At 68.7% G+C, this 17362-nt stretch carries 14 protein-coding genes and 1 tRNA gene; 8 read left to right on the top strand and 7 right to left on the bottom strand.

Features of this window, described 5'->3' with window-relative positions; translation table 11 throughout:
• Window positions 1-68 precede the first annotated feature (68 nt).
• From pknB to ACWGI8_RS20985, 6 genes are all read right to left on the bottom strand, one after another.
• A complete protein-coding gene (gene pknB / locus ACWGI8_RS21010; protein WP_453662925.1) occupies window positions 69-2039 on the bottom strand; it encodes a Stk1 family PASTA domain-containing Ser/Thr kinase in 1971 nt (656 codons plus the stop codon).
• A gap of 181 nt (window positions 2040-2220) precedes the next feature.
• Window positions 2221-3678 carry a peptidoglycan D,D-transpeptidase FtsI family protein gene (locus ACWGI8_RS21005; protein WP_453662923.1) on the bottom strand — a complete coding sequence of 486 codons (1458 nt, stop codon included), beginning with the start codon at window positions 3676-3678 and terminating at the stop codon, window positions 2221-2223.
• A complete protein-coding gene (locus ACWGI8_RS21000; RefSeq protein ID WP_453662921.1) occupies window positions 3675-5084 on the bottom strand; it encodes an FtsW/RodA/SpoVE family cell cycle protein in 1410 nt (469 codons plus the stop codon). Before ACWGI8_RS21000 ends, ACWGI8_RS21005 begins: the two co-directional genes overlap by 4 nt.
• A 27-nt stretch (window positions 5085-5111) precedes the next feature.
• Window positions 5112-6611, bottom strand: a complete 1500-nt coding sequence (locus ACWGI8_RS20995; protein ID WP_453662919.1) for a Stp1/IreP family PP2C-type Ser/Thr phosphatase — start codon at window positions 6609-6611, stop codon at window positions 5112-5114.
• Between the two features lie 156 nt (window positions 6612-6767).
• Complete coding sequence (locus tag ACWGI8_RS20990) at window positions 6768-7280, bottom strand: FHA domain-containing protein FhaB/FipA (protein ID WP_453662917.1); 513 nt, start codon at window positions 7278-7280, stop codon at window positions 6768-6770.
• Between the two features lie 10 nt (window positions 7281-7290).
• Window positions 7291-8136 carry an FhaA domain-containing protein gene (locus ACWGI8_RS20985; protein ID WP_453662916.1) on the bottom strand — a complete coding sequence of 282 codons (846 nt, stop codon included), beginning with the start codon at window positions 8134-8136 and terminating at the stop codon, window positions 7291-7293.
• 400 nt (window positions 8137-8536) lie between these two features.
• On the opposite strand from ACWGI8_RS20985, the gene ACWGI8_RS20980 reads away from it, so the two are divergent.
• The 3 genes from ACWGI8_RS20980 (at window position 8537) to ACWGI8_RS20970 (ending at window position 10794) form a co-directional block, all read left to right on the top strand.
• Window positions 8537-8623, top strand: a tRNA-Leu gene (locus ACWGI8_RS20980).
• Between the two features lie 342 nt (window positions 8624-8965).
• Window positions 8966-10066: a zinc-dependent alcohol dehydrogenase family protein gene (locus tag ACWGI8_RS20975; RefSeq protein ID WP_453662915.1), complete on the top strand. Its 1101-nt coding sequence runs from the start codon at window positions 8966-8968 to the stop codon at window positions 10064-10066.
• Between the two features lie 5 nt (window positions 10067-10071).
• Window positions 10072-10794, top strand: coding sequence for a helix-turn-helix domain-containing protein (locus ACWGI8_RS20970; RefSeq protein ID WP_453662929.1), 723 nt, complete (start codon window positions 10072-10074; stop codon window positions 10792-10794).
• 200 nt (window positions 10795-10994) lie between these two features.
• Here the strand turns inward: ACWGI8_RS20970 and ACWGI8_RS20965 are convergent, their stop codons facing one another.
• On the bottom strand, window positions 10995-12023 hold the full coding sequence (locus ACWGI8_RS20965; protein WP_453662927.1) for an Acg family FMN-binding oxidoreductase: 1029 nt from the start codon (window positions 12021-12023) through the stop codon (window positions 10995-10997).
• A 612-nt stretch (window positions 12024-12635) separates the two neighbouring features.
• Between ACWGI8_RS20965 and ACWGI8_RS20960 the strand changes: the two genes are divergently transcribed.
• From ACWGI8_RS20960 to ACWGI8_RS20940, 5 genes are all read left to right on the top strand, one after another.
• The gene (locus tag ACWGI8_RS20960) at window positions 12636-13049 is read left to right on the top strand and encodes an SsgA family sporulation/cell division regulator (RefSeq protein ID WP_453662913.1); all 414 of its coding nucleotides are present in this window, start codon (window positions 12636-12638) and stop codon (window positions 13047-13049) included.
• A gap of 511 nt (window positions 13050-13560) precedes the next feature.
• Entirely contained in the window at window positions 13561-14175 is a 615-nt protein-coding gene (locus ACWGI8_RS20955; protein ID WP_453662912.1) for a YoaK family protein, read from the top strand.
• 196 nt (window positions 14176-14371) lie between these two features.
• A complete protein-coding gene (locus ACWGI8_RS20950) occupies window positions 14372-16258 on the top strand; it encodes an amidohydrolase (RefSeq protein ID WP_453662911.1) in 1887 nt (628 codons plus the stop codon).
• Between the two features lie 100 nt (window positions 16259-16358).
• On the top strand, window positions 16359-17021 hold the full coding sequence (locus ACWGI8_RS20945; RefSeq protein ID WP_453662909.1) for a hydrolase: 663 nt from the start codon (window positions 16359-16361) through the stop codon (window positions 17019-17021).
• Between the two features lie 39 nt (window positions 17022-17060).
• Window positions 17061-17362 (top strand): DoxX family protein (locus tag ACWGI8_RS20940; protein ID WP_453662907.1); only part of this gene is annotated, 302 nt, incomplete at its 3' end.

Below are 17362 nucleotides of genomic sequence, written 5' to 3'. Positions count from 1 at the left end.
CCCTGAGTGGGTGCCGGGGCCTCTCCCTGTCCGTTACGGGCCTCCAGGGCCTCCAGGGCGTTCGCCGGCTAGCCGCGTCCGCCGATGAAGCCGCCGCCGTTGTTCCCCTGGTCACCGCTGATGGTGAACAGCTGGATCGGGGTGGTGGCCGGGTCCGCCTGGGTGCCCGGAGCCGGGTTCTGCTGGATCACCTTGGCGTTGTCGTTCGAGTCGCCCTGCACCTGGATGTTGGAGTAGCCGGCCTGCTGAAGAATCGCCTTGGCCTCGCCCAGGCTCCTGCCCCGTACCTCCGGCACCTGGCTCTGCGGCGTCTGCGGGCCCTTGGAGACCTGCAGCGTGACCGTGGTGCCCTTGGGTTCCTTGGATCCCGCTGTCGGGTCCTGGGCGATGACCTGGCCGAGCGGCTGTTCCGAGTCGACGTCCTGCCGCACGACCGTGTATCCGAGCGTGGTCAGCTGCTGGTTGGCGGGGTCGAACTGCTGGCCCACCACGTCCGGCACGGGCTTCGTGGACTGCTTGGCGATCTTCAGGGTGACGGTCGACCCCTTCTCCGCCTTGGTGTTGCCGTCGGGACTCTGCGAGACGACCGTGCCGGCCTCCTGGTCGGAGTCGACCGATTCGGTCTCGACGTCGAAGCCCTTGTTCCTCAGCTGCTTCGTCGCGTTCTCCTCGGACTTCTCCGTGACGTCCGGCACCTCGACCAGCGGCGCGCCCTGCGAGACGACGACCTGGATGGTGTCGCCCTCGTTCATCTTGCCGCTCGCCGGCGTCTGGCTGCAGACGCTGTTCTTCGGCTGTTCGCAGCGGGCGCTCCCGGCCGGGACGACCTTGACGTTCACGTTGGTCCCCAGCCGCTGGGCTTCAGCGAGCGGCTTTCCGACGAGCTGCGGCACGTTGATCTTGCCGGTGTCGCCGCCGCCTCCGCCGAAGACCGACTTGCCGATGAGGATCGCGCCGACCAGAACGAGGAGGCCCGCGAGCACCAGCAGGATCGTCGACGTGTTCGACTTCTTCTGGCGTCGGCGGTCCGGGCGGTCGTCGTAGCCGTATCCGCCGTCGTCCGCGTTCATGGGCGGCAGCATCGACGTCTGGCCCGCCGGGTCGGTCGGGCGCAGCGCCGTCGTCGGCCGGTCGTCACCGTGCTGGGCACCGTACCCGCCGTAGCCGACCGCGCCCATCGCCGCCGTCGCCGCGACCGGCTGGCCGTCGAGGCAGGCCTCGATGTCGGCCCGCATCTCGTCGGCGGACTGGTAGCGGTAGTCGGGGTCCTTGACCAGCGCCTTCAGCACGATCGCGTCCATCTCGGGCGTGATCTCGGGGTCGAAGTTGCTGGGCGGCTGAGGCTCTTCCCGTACGTGCTGGTAGGCGACCGCGACCGGGGAGTCCCCGACGAACGGCGGCCGGACCGTCAGCAGCTCGTACAGCAGACAGCCGGTGGAGTAGAGGTCGGAGCGGGCGTCGACCTGCTCACCCTTGGCCTGCTCCGGGGAGAGGTACTGGGCGGTGCCGATCACGGCCGCGGTCTGCGTCATGGTCATGCCCGAGTCGCCCATGGCGCGCGCGATGCCGAAGTCCATGACCTTGACCTGGCCGGTACGCGTCAGCATGACGTTCGCCGGCTTGATGTCGCGGTGGACGATGCCGTTGCGGTGCGAGTACTCGAGCGCCTGGAGGATGCCGATGGTCATCTCCAGCGTGCGCTCGGGCAGCAGCTTGCGCCCGGAGTGCAGGAGCTCTCTGAGCGTCGAGCCGTCGACGTACTCCATCACGATGTACGGGATGGAGACGCCCTCCACGTAGTCCTCGCCGGTGTCGTACACCGCGACGATCGCAGGGTGATTCAGCGAGGCGGCCGACTGGGCCTCACGGCGGAACCGGGCCTGGAAGGACGGGTCGCGGGCGAGATCGGCCCGCAGCGTCTTCACGGCGACGGTGCGGCCGAGCCGGGTGTCGTGGGCGAGGTAGACCTCTGCCATGCCACCACGGCCGAGCACCGAGCCCAGCTCGTACCGGCCGCCGAGGCGACGCGGCTCTTCCATAACTGTTCCAGCCCTCTCCGTCAGTCCCGACCGCACCCGTGTGTGTGCTCCGGCGGTGTGCTGTTCGCGCATACGCTACCGGGCAGGAAGCATCGCATCCGCCCAAGGCCGGGACCTGATATGCGACCGGTATCGCATTGTGCGGTTATGAGGCGGGACGAGGCCAGGACAGTGACCCTCGTCACTTGCCGATTACAGCCTCCATCACCTGCTTGGCGATCGGCGCGGCGAGACCGCCACCGCTGATGTCGTCACGGGCGGTGCCGCTGGAGTCCTCGACCACCACGGCGACCGCGACCGGCGAGCCGCTGTCGGTCTTGGCGTACGAGATGAACCAGGCGTACGGGCGCTTGCTGTTTCCCACACCGTGCTGGGCGGTACCGGTCTTGCCGCCGACCGTCACACCGTCGATCTTCGCGTTGCCGCCGGTGCCGTTCTTGACGACGTTCTCCATCATCTCCTGGAGGAGCTGCGCGTTCTTCTCGGAGATCGGGCGGCTCATCTCCTCGGGCTCGGTCTTCTCCAGCACGTCGAGGTTGGGTGCCTCGAGCTGGTCGATCATGTACGGCTTCATCATCTTGCCGTCATTGGCGATCGCGGCGGTGACCATGGCCATCTGGAGCGGCGTGGCGGCCGTGTCGAACTGGCCGATGGAGGAGAGCGCGTTGCCACCGCGGTCCATGGTCTTGTTGTAGACCGAGGCGGAGGCGCGGACCGGCGTGTCGATCTCCGGGTTGTTGAAGCCGAACTTCTCGGCCGTCTCCACCATCTTGTCCCGGCTGACCTTGTCACCGAGGTTCGCGAAGACGGAGTTGCAGGAGACCCTCAGCGCATCGTTGAGGCTCGCCTTCTCGCAGCCGGGGGCATGGTTGACCATGGGCTTGCGCGACAGCGGGATGTTGTACGGCTCGGGGGTGTCCGTCGGGGCGTTGATGTCCGAGACCACGCCGTGCTCCAGAGCGGCGGCGGCGGTGACGACCTTGAACGTGGAGCCGGGCGGGTAGGTCTCGCGCAGCGCGCGGTTCAGCTTCGGCTTGTCCTTGTCCTTCTCCAGCGCCAGCCAGGCCTTCTCGTCCTTGCCCGAGTAGCCGGCGAAGGTCGAGGGGTCGTACGACGGCGTCGACGCGAGCGCGAGGATCCTGCCGGTCTGCGGGTCGATGGCCGCGACGGCGCCCTTCTTGTCGCCGAGGCCCTTGTACGCGGCCCGCTGGGCCTTGCCGTTCAGGGTGGTGACGACGTTGCCACCCTTCTTCGTGTCGCCGGTGAACATCGCCATCGTGCGGTCGAAGAAGAGCCGGTCGTCGTTGCCGGTGAGTATGCCGTCCTCGAGCTTCTCGATCTGGTTGGCGTCGTAGGCCTGCGAGGCGTAGCCGGTGATGGGGGCCCACATGGGGCCGTCGATGTAGGTGCGCTTGTACTTGAAGTCGGTGTCCGACGTCGCGACGGAGCCGGTGATGGGCTTGCCGTCGACGATGATGTTGCCGCGTTCCGCCGCGTACCGCTCGATCTGGACCCGGCGGTTCTTGGCGTTGGTGTTCAGATCCTCGGCCTGGACGTACTGGAGCCAGTTGGTGCGGATCAGCAGGGCGAGGACGAGAAGCCCGCAGAAGATCGCGATCCGGCGCAGGGGCTTGTTCACGGGCGGACCACCTGGGTCATCTCGGCGTCGGGGGACGGGGCAGGCGCAGGCGCGGGCCGGCGCGCGGTGTCGCTGATACGGATCAGAATCCCGATCAGTGCCCAGTTGGCGAGCACGGAGGAACCGCCGTACGCGACGAACGGCATCGTCATGCCCGTCAGCGGGATGAGGCCCATGACTCCGCCGGCGACGACGAAGACCTGGATGGCAAAGGCGCCGGAGAGGCCGATCGCGAGGAGCTTCCCGAACGGGTCACGGGCGGCGAGCGCCGTGCGTACGCCGCGCTCGACGATCAGACCGTAGATGAGCAGGAACGCCATCATTCCGGCCAGACCGAACTCCTCGCCGACCGTGGCGAAGATGAAGTCGGAGTTGGCGGCGAAGCCGATGAGGTCGGAGTTCCCCTGGCCGAGGCCGGTGCCGAGCACACCGCCCGCGCCGAAGGACATCAGGGCCTGGCCGATCTGCTCGCTCTGCCGCCAGGTCTCCTCCGCGAACGGCTCGAGCCAGAACTGGACGCGCTGCTGGACGTGCGGCTCGAAGCTCGCGACGCTGACCGCGCCCACCGCGGACATCAGCAGACCGAAGACGATCCAGCTCGTCCGCTCGGTGGCGACGTACAGCATGATCACGAACAGGCCGAAGAACAGCAGCGACGTGCCGAGGTCGGTCTCGAAGACCAGGATCAGGATGGACATGGCCCAGACGACCAGGATCGGTCCGAGGTCACGGCCACGCGGCAGGTAGAGACCCATGAAACGGCGGCTGGCCAGGGCCAGGGCGTCGCGCTTCACCATGAGGTAGCCGGAGAAGAAGATCGCGATGATGATCTTCGCGAACTCACCGGGCTGCAGGTTGAGGGGGCCGAGGCTGATCCAGATCTTCGCGCCGTTCCGGGCGGGGAAGAACATCGGCAGGATCAGCAGGACCAGAGCAGCCGCCATGGAGATGTACGTGTAGCGCTGCAGGATCCGGTGGTCCTTGAGCAGCAGCAGTACGGCCACGAAGAGCGCGATGCCGATCGCCGAGTACAGCAGCTGCTTGGGGGCGTCGGGGCTGAAACCGCCGAAGGCGCGCTCGGCACGGGCGATCAGCCGCGGCGACTGGTCGAGGCGCCAGATGATCACCAGACCGAGCCCGTTGAGCAGGGTCGCAAGCGGCAGCAGCAGCGGATCGGCGTACTTGGCGAACTTGCGCACCACGAGATGGGCCACGCCCGCCAGAAGCCCGAGGCCGAGACCGTATCCGATCATGCCGGTGGGCACGCTGCCGGTCAGCGCGAGGCCCACATTGGCGTACGCGAACACCGGAATGACGACGGCGAACACGAGCAGCGCCAGCTCGGTATTACGGCGGCTCGGCAGTTCGATCGCGCCGATGGTGGTCGTGTTGGTGACAACGCTCATGGTGGAGAAAGGCCCCCCTACGGGTGCTTACTGCCGGCCACAGTTCGAGGCCAGCTTCTTTTCCTCCTCCGAGAGGGTGGGGCCCGGAGAGGGAGTAGCTGCGGTCGGCTTGGTCTGGGCGGACTGGGTGGAGGGCTTCGTACCGGTCGTGCCGCCGGCCTGGCCCTCTCCGGGCGGCGCGCTGGGCGCGCGGTCCACGGCGGCGCTGCGCTGCTCCTCCTTCTTGCAGACCTCGGCCTGAGCTTTGAGCTCGTCGATCTTCTTGCGGGCGTCGCCGAGGCTGCCTTGGGGGATCGTGTCCTTGACCTGCTTCTGCTGGTAAGGCGCCAGGTACTTGAGTTCGATCTCGGGGTGGTCCTGCTCGACCTTCGAGAGCGAGACCCCGGGCAGGTCCTGGCTGATGCCCCGGTACAGCGCGACGTGGCTGTCGCTCGCGCCGACGTAGTACTGGGTCTGCGTCCAGCGGTATGCGCCGTACAGACCGCCGCCGACCACAGCGAGCGCGAGCACGATGTAGAAGGATCTCTTCAGCCACTTCCGGCCGGAGCGCGGCTTGACGAAGTCCTCGTCCGTGTACGCCCCGAAGCTGCCCTCCGGCGGCATGCCGCCGTAGCCCACGTCGTCGCCACTGCCGGGCGGGCCGAAGCCGCCGCCCGGGGGCGGCGGGGTGGGGCGGCCGAGGCCGGCCGCGCGCCCCGCGGGGGTCTGCATGGCCCCGCCGTCGTTCAGCTGGGCCTGGTTCTCGGCGACCGCGCCGACGACGACCGGGGTGTCGCTCAGCTGCCCGGCCAGGGTGTCGTTGGAGTCGGTGTCGAGGACGTCCGCGACGATGCAGGTGATGTTGTCGGGGCCGCCGCCGCGCAGCGCGAGCTGGATCAGCTCCTGCACGGTCTCCTGCGGACCCTGGTAGCTGGCGAGGGTGTCCTCCATCGTCTGGTGCGAGACGACGCCGGACAGTCCGTCGGAGCAGATCAGATAACGGTCACCGGCCCGGACCTCGCGGATGGAGAGATCGGGCTCGACATGGTCGCCGCTGCCCAGCGCGCGCATCAGCAGGGAGCGCTGCGGATGGGTGGTGGCCTCTTCCTCCGTGATCCGGCCCTCGTCGACGAGCCGCTGCACCCAGGTGTGGTCCTGGGTGATCTGCGTCAGCACGCCGTCACGGAGCAGATACGCGCGGGAGTCGCCGACGTGGACGAGGCCGAGCCGCTGGCCGGTCCAGAGCAGCGCGGTGAGGGTGGTCCCCATGCCTTCGAGCTGGGGGTCCTCCTCGACCATCACACGCAGCTGGTCGTTGGCCCGCTGTACGGCCGTACCGAGCGAGGTGAGGATGTCCGAGCCCGGGACGTCGTCGTCGAGCTGGACGAGCGTGGAGATGACCTCGGAGGAGGCGACCTCACCGGCGGCCTGGCCGCCCATGCCGTCGGCGATCGCGAGAAGGCGCGGGCCGGCGTAGCCGGAGTCCTCGTTGCCTTCCCGGATCATGCCTTTGTGCGATCCGGCGGCGAAGCGCAGTGACAGACTCATGCGCACCTCGCCCGTCGGATCGGGGTACAGCCGGTCTCGAGCCACACTGCCCACCCTCCGGTCGGGAGCCGCCTGCCCCGGCCCACTGCCGGGACCGCAACGGGGCCCGCTGTGGGTACCGCCGCCGCTCGCTCGCTCCGCTCGCTCATTGTCGTACTACTTCCGCAGCTCGATGACGGTCTTGCCGATGCGGATCGGCGCGCCCAGCGGAATCGGTGTCGGGGTGGTGAGTCGGGTCCGGTCGAGATACGTGCCATTGGTGGACCCGAGATCCTCGACGATCCACTGGCCGTCACGGTCCGGGTAGATCCTGGCATGCCTGCTGGACGCGTAGTCGTCGTCCAGCACGATCGTGGAATCGTGCGCGCGGCCCAGCGTGATCGTCTGGCCCTGCAGCGCGACCGTGGTGCCGGTCAGGCTGCCTTCGGAGACGACCAGCTTGGTGGGTGCCCCCCGACGCTGGCGGGTGGCCTGCTGGCGCTGCTGCGGCGGAGCGGCAGCCTGGCGGGCGGCCTGTTGCGGCCGGGCGTCGGCGCCGCGGCGTGAGCCGCGCTGCGTGACGCGCGTACCGAACAGGTCGCTACGGATGACCTGGACGGCCACGATGACGAACAGCCACAGAACGGCCAGGAAACCCAGCCGCATGACCGTAAGGGTCAGCTCTGACATTGCCCCCGCTTCACCCTTCGGCTTGCCGGTAAACGATGGTGGTGCTGCCCACGACGATCCGCGAGCCGTCGCGGAGCGTAGCGCGGGTGGTGTGCTGCCCGTCTACCACGATGCCGTTGGTAGACCCGAGATCCTGGATCGTCGAGGGCGTTCCGGTCCGGATCTCACAGTGCCGGCGCGATACGCCGGGGTCGTCGATCCGCACGTCGGCGTCGGTGCTGCGGCCCAGCACCATCGTCGGGCGGGAGATCTGGTGGCGGTTGCCGTTGATCTCGATCCAGCGGCGCACCTGGGCACCCGGCATCGGGCCAGGGGCCGCAGGACGGGCTGCCGTGGGCGCTGCCGGGCCGGGACGGCCCACGCCGGGCGGCGGGGCGGACGGCATGGGAGGCGCGCTCACGGGAGGGTAGCCGTAGCCGCCGCGTGCGCCGCCCTGCGGGGCGGGCGGACCTGCGGGAGCACGCTCGGGCGCCTGTGACGTACTCGACGCGAGCGTACGGCTGCGTACCCGGTACAGACCGGTGTCGAGGTCGTCGGCCTTCTCCAGATGGACCTTGATCGGGCCCATGAAGGTGTAGCGCTGCTGCTTGGCGTAGTCCCGGACCAGGCCGGAGAGCTCGTCGCCGAGCTGACCCGAGTACGGGCTGAGGCGCTCGAAGTCGGGCGCGCTCAGCTCCACGATGAAGTCGTTGGGGACGACGGTCCGGTCGCGGTTCCAGATGGTCGCGTTGTTGTCGCACTCGCGCTGGAGGGCGCCCGCGATCTCGACCGGCTGGACCTCGGACTTGAAGACCTTGGCGAAGGTGCCGTTGACCAGACCTTCGAGCCGCTGTTCGAAACGCTTCAGGACTCCCATGGGGCACCTCCTCCGTCGATGTCGTCCTGGTACTGCTTACTGATCGTATCCACGCGTCGGGAAATCGGCTGGTTCCCCTTGTCTGCCCCGTCGATGAGTGTCACCTCTCACACGGATCTCCACAGGGATCGTAGAGGCGGCCTCCTGACAGTGTCCCGCACTCCGGGTGCACCTCGGAGGAGCGGGGGGAGGTGCACCCGGGAGGAGTGGCGGCGGCCGCGCTCCGTTCCTTGTCTTCGGTGCTTTCCTCTGTCTTCTCTTCCGCCGAGGCCGGGCCGAAACCGGCCGAGGCCAGGCGGAAGGAAAGGGATGTGAATCCACCCTCCGCACCGTGCTAATCTTCTGCATGTCGCCAGGCGCTCGCACCGAAAAAGTGGGGGACACGGCGGCAACACCCAATGCGCGGGTGGCGGAATAGGCAGACGCGCTGGATTCAGGTTCCAGTGCCCGCAAGGGCGTGGGGGTTCAACTCCCCCCTCGCGCACCATGAGAAACCGATGAAACGGGTTCTCGCCAGAGACGAAAGTCCTGGTGAGGGCCCGTTTCTCGTTGTTCGGGGCGCTGCGGTCCGAGTTGAGGGCGGATCCGTGCGGTTTCGTGCACTTTCTAAGTGAAAGGCCCCACATTGTGGCATGTGTCACGATGCGAGCTCTGATCATCGGCTGATCTTCAGCTGGTGCGGCTGGAGTTGATCACCGGTCCGCGCTTCGTGCCAGGCGAACCGCTGGGCCGACAGGCGCCACTGAGGGGCCACTCGGCCCAAGCGCCCGAGACGCCCGCCGAGACACGCTGGCCAGTGACCGGGCGCGATCGGCGAAGGGACGACGCCATGAAGGCCCTCGTCTTCCATGGACCTGGACAGACGACCTGGCAGGATGCCCCGGATCCGGGCATCGACGACGCCACTGACGCGATCGTCCGCGTCGATGCGGTCACCATTTGCGGCACCGACCTGCACATCATCAAGGGAGATGTGCCCGAGGTCACCCCTGGAAGGATTCTCGGACATGAGGCCGTGGGCGAGGTCGTGGAGACCGGCGGGGACGTCCGCACGGTGCGCCCCGGTGACCGGGTGCTGGTGTCCTGCATAGCTGCGTGCGGGCGCTGTCGTTTCTGCCGGGAGAACAGGTACGGGCAGTGCCGGGGCGGTGGCGGCTGGGTCCTCGGCCACCGGATCGACGGCACCCAGGCCGAATACGTACGCGTGCCCTTCGCCGACCTCTCCGTGCACCCGCTGCCCAGCGCCGTCGACAGCTACGACGCGGTCCTGCTGGCCGATATCTTCCCCACCGCATACGAGGTGGGGGTCCTGAACGGGAACGTCCGGCCCGGCGACACCGTGGTCGTGGTCGGCGCCGGGCCGATCGGGCTCGCCACGATCGCCACGGCCCGCCTCTGCACCCCGGAACGGATCATCGCCGTCGACCTCGCCGATTCCCGCCTGACCGCTGCCCGGGCCCTCGGTGCCGACGCGACGGTCAGCGCGGACGAAACCCCGGAAGAGATGGTCGAGGACGTCACCGAAGGACTCGGTGCCGATGTGGTCGTCGAAGCGGTCGGCGTGCCCGAGGCGTTCGAGATGTGCACCCGCATGGTGCGCCCCGGAGGCCGCGTCGCCAACATCGGTGTCCACGGCAAGCCTGCGGTCCTGCACCTCGAAGACCTGTGGATCAAGGATGTGACGATCACGACCGGTCTCGTCGACACGTACTCCACGCCGCTGCTGCTGCGCATGATGGCCGCGGGCAAGCTCCCCACGTTCGCTCTGGTCACCCACCGCTTCGAGCTGGGGCAGATGGAGGAGGCGTACGACGTGTTCTCCCGCGCCGCGGAGACCGGCGCTCTCAAAGTGGTGCTCGGCGGCCCCCAGCACAACGCTGTCACCCGACCTGACCAGCCACGTCTGCCTGACCACCACGAGGGGAAGTGAGCGAGATGCCGCAGTCGACACCCGGACGCTCCGGCGCAGGGGCCGTGCACGGTCAGCGCGGTGACATCGGACGACGCGTGGCGGCCCGCCGCGAGGAGCTCGGGCTGTCGCGTGAGGAGCTGGCCGCGCGCAGCGGCGCCGCGGCCGCCTACATCACCTACGTCGAGGAGCGGTCGTCCACACCTGGCATCGGAATCATGCTCCGCCTCGCCGACGCCCTGGAGACCACGGTCCCCGAACTCACCGGAGCCACGGCCGATCAGCCGCCTGGCAGGACCTCCGGCCCGCGCAACATGGAACTGCTCGAACTCGGCGACGAAGAATGCCGGGACCTGCTGTCCACGCACGGCGTGGGGAGAGTGGCCGTCCTCATGCCCGACGGTCCGGCCGTTGTGCCGGTCAACTACCTTTTCGCCGGGGGCGAGATCGCCTTCCGTACGGCTCCGCATACGGTGCCCGCTTCCGCTGTGGGAGCCGAAGTGGCCTTCGAGGTCGACCACATCGACGATGCGTTCAGCCGGGGCTGGAGTGTCCTCGTCGTCGGGCAGGCGCGCGCTGTCACCGACGGCGACGCCGTGCGGCGACTCGAGGCCGAAGCCCGCAGCCTTCCCTGGGCCGGTGGACAGCGCGAGATGTGGGTGACCGTGACTCCCACGCGCATCACCGGCCGCCGGGTGACCAACACACAGGCGGGTCCGCCGTCCTCCAGTGGACGTCCGTCGCAGTGAGCACCGCATGGTCCCGGCGAGCGCGGGACCGAGGCCTGGGCAGGTCTGAGGACGGATCGTGGGGCCGAAGCCTGGGCGGGTCCGAGGACGGATCGCGGGGCCGAAGCCTGGGCGGGTCCGAGGACGGATCGTGGGGCCGAAGCCTGGGCGGGTCCGAGGACGGATCGCGGGGCCGGGAGTCAGCCGGCCGGGGAAAGGCCTCACTCCGTTCGCCGGGCGCTGCGGGACGTCACGATGTCGAGGACGTCGGTCACCGGCCTGCGGGGAGTCGCGGGACCCTCCGGCCCGTACCCGAGGCGGATCACCATCTGAACGTGGCCCATCGCCGCACCTGGGTCACGCACGGCCCAGCGCAGCTCGGGCCATTCCAACGCCTGGGAGGTCAGCGATGTGACCAGGCCGTCCTGGGTGGCCTGAAGCAGCACCCTTTCCATCGCCTGGCCGGCCCGCAGCCAGTCGGCCAGCTTGTCGCCGGTGGTGCCCAGCAGCGCGAGACAGGGCCACTTCTCGAACGTCGCCGCCTCCCGGCCGGGAACCGGCCGCCCGCCGGCGAAGTCCCGCACCGGGGACGTGACGTCCCGTTGCCGGGGGCCGAACGCATAGGCGGGGATTCCCCCATTCCGCGAGCCATTCCGCGAGTCGTCCTCTTCCGCTCCCGTGCCGGTCCACCGGGCCAGCTCCTCCCGGGCCTCGGGGTCGAGCGCCTCGCGCCCCTCGGCGTCGTGAACCAGGTCGAGCACCTCTCGCACATGCCAATCCTCGGGAACGTGCAGCCGGGCGCCTTCGAGGAGCGCCGCGCCGCGCAGTCCGTCCAGCACTTCCGCCGGAATCTCCTCGTCGGTGAAGGGGAAGCGGCTGGTGTGCCGACGGCGGATCGCCGGGTGGAGGCCGGCGAGATCGTCGTCCGGGCGCTTGGGCAGGTCGAGGCGGACCTCGGCGAGCAGCCAGGGATCAGCAGGATCGGGGAGCAGCGTGGTGACCGGCTCCCTGCCTGCGTGAGCGACGGCCACGCGCAGATTGAAAAGGGCAGCGCCGCACCCGAGGTGCAGGGCACGATGCGCCGGGTCGGCCTTCGGTAGCGTGCGTTCCAGGTCGGCGTGCAGCTGCAGTGAACCCTTGTCCCGCAGGAAGCGGAACCTCCACGGCTGGGCGTTGTGCATGGACGGAGCCGCCGTGGCGTCCTCGACGAGGGCTGTCACGGAGGCCGCGTCGATCGGTGTCAGGGACACAAGATCCTCCGGTGGCGGATTGTGCATGGACGACGCCCGCGGCTGGTGCGGACGGTCATGCACGTTGCTGTGGCTGATCACTCCGATCCGCAGGGGTGCACCCCGGATGGCACTCCACCCGGGCTCGACGATCACGGCAGGGCGGGACATCAGCCCCTCCGCTGTGCTCGGGCCGCCTCGGCAGCACTGTGCTCCCTCGCTCCCTCATGGCTTGCCAGTGCCTTTCCGGGCTGCCGGTCAAGCCGCTCCCGATCACCAGCGTGGAGCGTGCGGCGCCTCGCCGCAAAGGGACCTTCTGTCCCGCCGCGGACATCTTGCGGCTCTCACTCCGGCCACGTGCCGGTGACGCGGCGGCTGAGGTGAGTTCCGGCCTGTGGCACGGCTTCGCGAAGGTGGAGATCAATTCGAGGGTTGAGTTCATCCGGCTTGCCGGAATCCATGACATGGATTGATCCATGGCATGGATTGATCCGCCGAAAAGATGCACTTTCAGCACAGAATGCTGCACGGCTGTACAACTTTTCCCGATCCGCAGTTCCTAGGCTGCCGTGGCGTGAGAAGTACTCGACGACAGAAACTCCACAAGGCCGGAGCCGGAGCCAGGAGCACCGCATGCATCTCATCGAGATAGAGGTCATGGCCGATGTGCGAACGGCTGCAGCGCATGACTGTCCCGTGCCGGTGAACCTTTGCTACAGCACCGAGGACCCGCTTGCCGTAAGCCTCGCCTTCCGGGCTTCGCCAGGGGGCCCCAGTGGTACCGGAGTCGTCTGGGTGTTCGCCCGGGACCTGCTGGCGGCGGGGATCCGTACCGCCGCCGGCGCAGGCGACGTCAGGGTCCTTCCGAGTTCCTGGCAGGAGACCGATGTGGAGCTCATTTCGCCGGACGGGGTATGCGTTGTGCGGTTTTACACCGATGAGCTGAACGGGTTTCTCCGGCGAACGTACGTACTGTGCCCGCCGGGTTCGGAGGAGTGCGGCGACAGCCTGGAGCGCATGCTGGCGGGGATCCTCGGCGCGGTATAGCCGCCGCCGGCACCCACCGCGGCCAGGGGGCCGGCCCGGCCGCAGGGGCGCGCTCGTCTTGCTCGCCGGCGTCGGCCGGACCTTCACGGTCGATGCGCTGTCCTTCCCGGCCGTCGCCACGGTGCTGCCGCGCCGGCGTCCTGCACGCCGTGGCCGGCACCGTGCAGCGAACACTTCCGGTAAGGATTCCGGCGGCCCGTACGGGCTCCGTGAAATGACTGTACGCACAGACGCGCAGTGCAGTTTCGGAACACAGCTGTGCACAGCAGGAAAAGACCGGCCCACTGTTCGACCGTAATCTTCTGAGCGCACCAGGAATTGAGGCGCATTCGGTCTCGGCGGTCAGGCCGGTCCAAGGAAGTCGGCAGGCCCGCCCAATATTTGGAATTCCCCGTGGGAATGTCCGGGCCGCCCGCCGCGCAGAGGAGAAACAGTGAGCAGGGATACGACTTCCAAGGGTGTCGCAGGCCCTGAACTGACCCCGCGTCACCCCCTGGCGATCGTGTTGACCGTGCTGACCGTCGTGAGCGGGTTCATCGACGCAATCAGCTATCTGGGTCTGGGGCATGTATTCACCGCCAACATGACCGGCAACATTGTCGTCATCGGCTTCGCGGCGGCCGGCGCACCGGGGTTCTCGGTGCTCGGGTCCTTGGTATCGCTGGTGGCGTTCCTGGCCGGTTCGGTCTGCGCGGGGCGTCTGGAACTGGCGATGCGCGGTCGGCCGCGCGTGCCGTGGGTGCGCATGGTGCTGGCGGGCGAGGCGATATTGCTGGCACTGGCCACCGTGATTGCCTTCGCCGAGCCTGCGGGAGCATCCCTTGTGCTCATCGCAGCCATGGCCCTGGCCATGGGCCTGCGCAACGGAACGGTGCGCAAACTCGCCGTCCCGGACATGACGACCACCGTGCTGACCCTGACGCTCACGGGGCTCGCCTCCGACTCCTCGCTCGCCGGTGGCACCAACCCCCGCGCCGGACGCCGCCTTGTGTCGGTCGCGGCGATGCTGGCGGGCGCCGCGCTCGGAGCCTGGCTGGTGCTGCATCACGGACTCGGATGGCCGCTTGCGGTCAGCACGTTGCTCGTCACGGCAGCAGCGCTCGGCTATCGCGATGCCTCCTCCTGAGCCGATCTCCTCCTGAGGTGACCTCCTCCTGAGCCGATCTCCTCCTGAGTCGACCTCCACCCGGTCATCGCCGACTCCTCCACCGGGCCATCAGGCGGCGCGGACCGAACGCCTACGCATTTTTTGCGCCTTTTGTCACATAACCCTTGTTCGGCCGAGACGGCCGGACGGACAGAGCTGGAAGGAGACGCGGACGATGCCCACAATGCCGGTCGGCGGACTGCCGCCTTTTGATCTGACGGACGCCGCTGATGTGGTGGTGCGCAACGCCAAGGTGTTCACCGGCGATCGCACTCACACACAGGCGAGCGCGGTCGCCATCCGGGACGGCAGGATCACTGCGGTCGGCGACGACGCCGAAGTGGCACCGTTGATCGGTGCGCGGACGCGCGTCGTCGATGCGCTGGGCCGCAGGGTGGTCCCCGGCCTGAACGATTCCCATCTGCACGTCATCCGCGGCGGCCTGAACTACGTGCTGGAGCTGCGCTGGGACGGAGTGCCCTCGCTGCGGCAGGCGTTGGCGACGCTGCGGGACCAGGCCGCGCGCACCCCGAAGGGCCAGTGGGTGCGGGTAGTGGGAGGGTGGTCCGCGGAACAGTTCGCCGAGCGCCGGCTGCCGACCGTGGCGGAGCTGAACGCGGCCGCCCCCGACACCCCGGTCTTCGTGCTGCACCTGTACCAGTCGGCCATTCTCAACCGGGCCGCACTCCAGGCCGCCGGATTCACCCGCGACACCCCCGATCCCAGGGGCGGGCAGATCGTGCGGGGCCACACCGGGGAACCGACCGGGATGCTGCTGGCGGCGCCCAGCGCCCTGATCCTCTACTCCACACTGGCCAAGGCGCCGACCCTGCAGGGCCCGGACCAGCTGACCTCCACCCAGCACTTCCTTCGCGAACTGAACCGGTTCGGCCTGACCTCGGCGATCGACGCGGCCGGCGGTTTCCAGAACTTCCCCGACAACTACAGCACGGTGATCGAGCTGGCCAGGACGGGCCGGTTGTCGCTGAGAATCGCCTACCACCTCTTTCCGCAGACCGCCGGCCAGGAGGTCGATGATCTGGCCCGGTGGGTGGAGATGGTCCGCCCCGAGGAGGGCGACGAGTGGCTCCGGCTCAACGGCGCGGGGGAGAACCTGACCTGGTCGGCCGCCGACTTCGAGAACTTCTCCGAGCCCCGCCCCGAACTCGGTGACTACGAGGCCGGATTCGAGAAGGCGGTACGCCTTCTCATGGAGAACGGCTGGGGTTTCCGGCTGCATGCCACCTATGACGAGACGATCCGCCGCGATCTGGGCGTGTTCGAAAAGCTCGCGGCCGAGGGGCTGTTCCCCGGTGGCAACCGCTGGCTGTTCGACCACGCGGAAACGGTCTCCCGGCAGAGCCTGGACCGGATCGCCGCGCTCGGCGGGGCGATGTCGGTACAGAACCGGATGTCCTTCCAGGGCGAGGCATTCGTCCGCCGGTACGGAGTCTCTGCCGCCGCCGAGGCACCGCCGGTGCGCGCCATGCTGGAACGCGGGCTGACCGTCGGCGCGGGAACCGACGCCACCCGGGTGTCCTCGTACAACCCCTGGGTCGCTCTGCACTGGCTGGTATCCGGACGCACCGCCGGCGACCTGACGATCTATCCGCCGCAGAACCGGGTCGCCCGGGAGACCGCACTGGAGATGTACACCCAGGGCGGCGCCCGTCTCACCGGCGAGGAGAACCTCAAGGGAATCCTGCGACCGGGCTGCTTCGGAGACCTGGCCGTGCTGTCCGACGACTTCTTCACCGTGCCCGAGCAGGACATCCCGCACATCGAATCCGTCCTCACCGTCGTCGGGGGCCGCATCGTCTACGCCGCCGCCGAATACGAAGGACTGGACGACCCCCTCCCGCCGGTCAGTCCGGCCTGGAGCCCGGTCGCGCACTACGGCGGCTACCAGGCGACGACGAAACCCACTGTTTCCGGCGCGCGTCAGGCCGACCTGCTCGGCCAGGCCGTCGCGGCTTCCGAACAGCACCGCCAGTGGCGGGTCCAGCGGGGCTTCGCCCCCGAAGCCCCGACCGAGATCTTCGACCCCTGCTTCGTGCTGTGACCGCGGCGGGACCCCGCTCCCGGACCGGGTCCCGCCGCCCGCCAGCTCGCCGCCGGACCGGTGGCGTGTACCGCAAGACAGATAACCGAGAGGAACCCCGATGATTGACTTCACCCAGGTCAAGGCCGCGCCGAGCCCGGATCTGCTCACCCCCGACAACGCGGTGATGCTGTTCGTGGACCACCAGCCGCAGATGTTCTTCGGTGTCGGCAGCGGGGACCGGACCGCGGTCATCAACAGCACGGTCGGCCTGGCGAAGGCGGCCAAGGCGTTCGATGTGCCGGTGGTGTTGACCACGGTGGCGGCAGAGTCGTTCTCAGGCCCGCTCCTGCCGCAGCTCGCGGAGGTCTTCCCCAAGGAGCAGATCATCGACCGCACCACGATGAACGCGTGGGAGGACCGGGCCGTCGTCGAGGCCGTCAAGGCCACCGGGCGCAAGAAGATCGTGCTGTCGGGCCTGTGGACCGAGGTGTGCCTGGTACTGCCGGCGCTGTCCGCGCTGGGTCAGGGCTATGAGGTGTACGTGGTGGCCGACGCCTCCGGCGGTGTCACCAAGGAGGCTCACGAGCACGCCCTGCAGCGGATGATCAGCGCCGGTGCCGTACCGGTCACCTGGATCCAGGTCCTGCTGGAGCTGCAGCGTGACTGGGCCCGTACCGAGACGTACGGCGCGGTCATGGAGATCGTCAAGGAGCACGCCGGCGCCTACGGCCTGGGTGTGGTGTACGCGCAGAGCGTCATCGGCGCCCACGCCGCCGGCTGACCGGGCCCCTCGCAAGGTCACCTGAGTCAGGAGCACGCAATGAACGTCGGTCTGTTGGTCCTCCGGCTGGTCGCAGGTCTGCTGATAGCCGGCCACGGGGTGCAGAAGATCAGCTTCCATCTGGGCGGCCGGGGTCTGGAGGGCGGGACCGAGGAGTTCCGCAAGGACGGGTTCCGTGGCGGGTCGCTGACCGCGCTTGCCGCGGGCGTCGGGCAGATCGGCTCGGGCCTGTTCCTGGCCGGCGGGGCGCTCACGCCGATGGCGGCCACGGTCGCCATCGGCGTGATGACCGTCGCGCTGACCGTCAAATGGCACCACGGCCTGTGGGTGCAGAACGACGG

The sequence above is a fragment of the Streptomyces sp. NPDC054841 genome (assembly GCF_053611045.1).
Note: the sequence above shows the minus strand (reverse complement) of the source record. Positions and strands in the feature narration are given on the sequence as shown.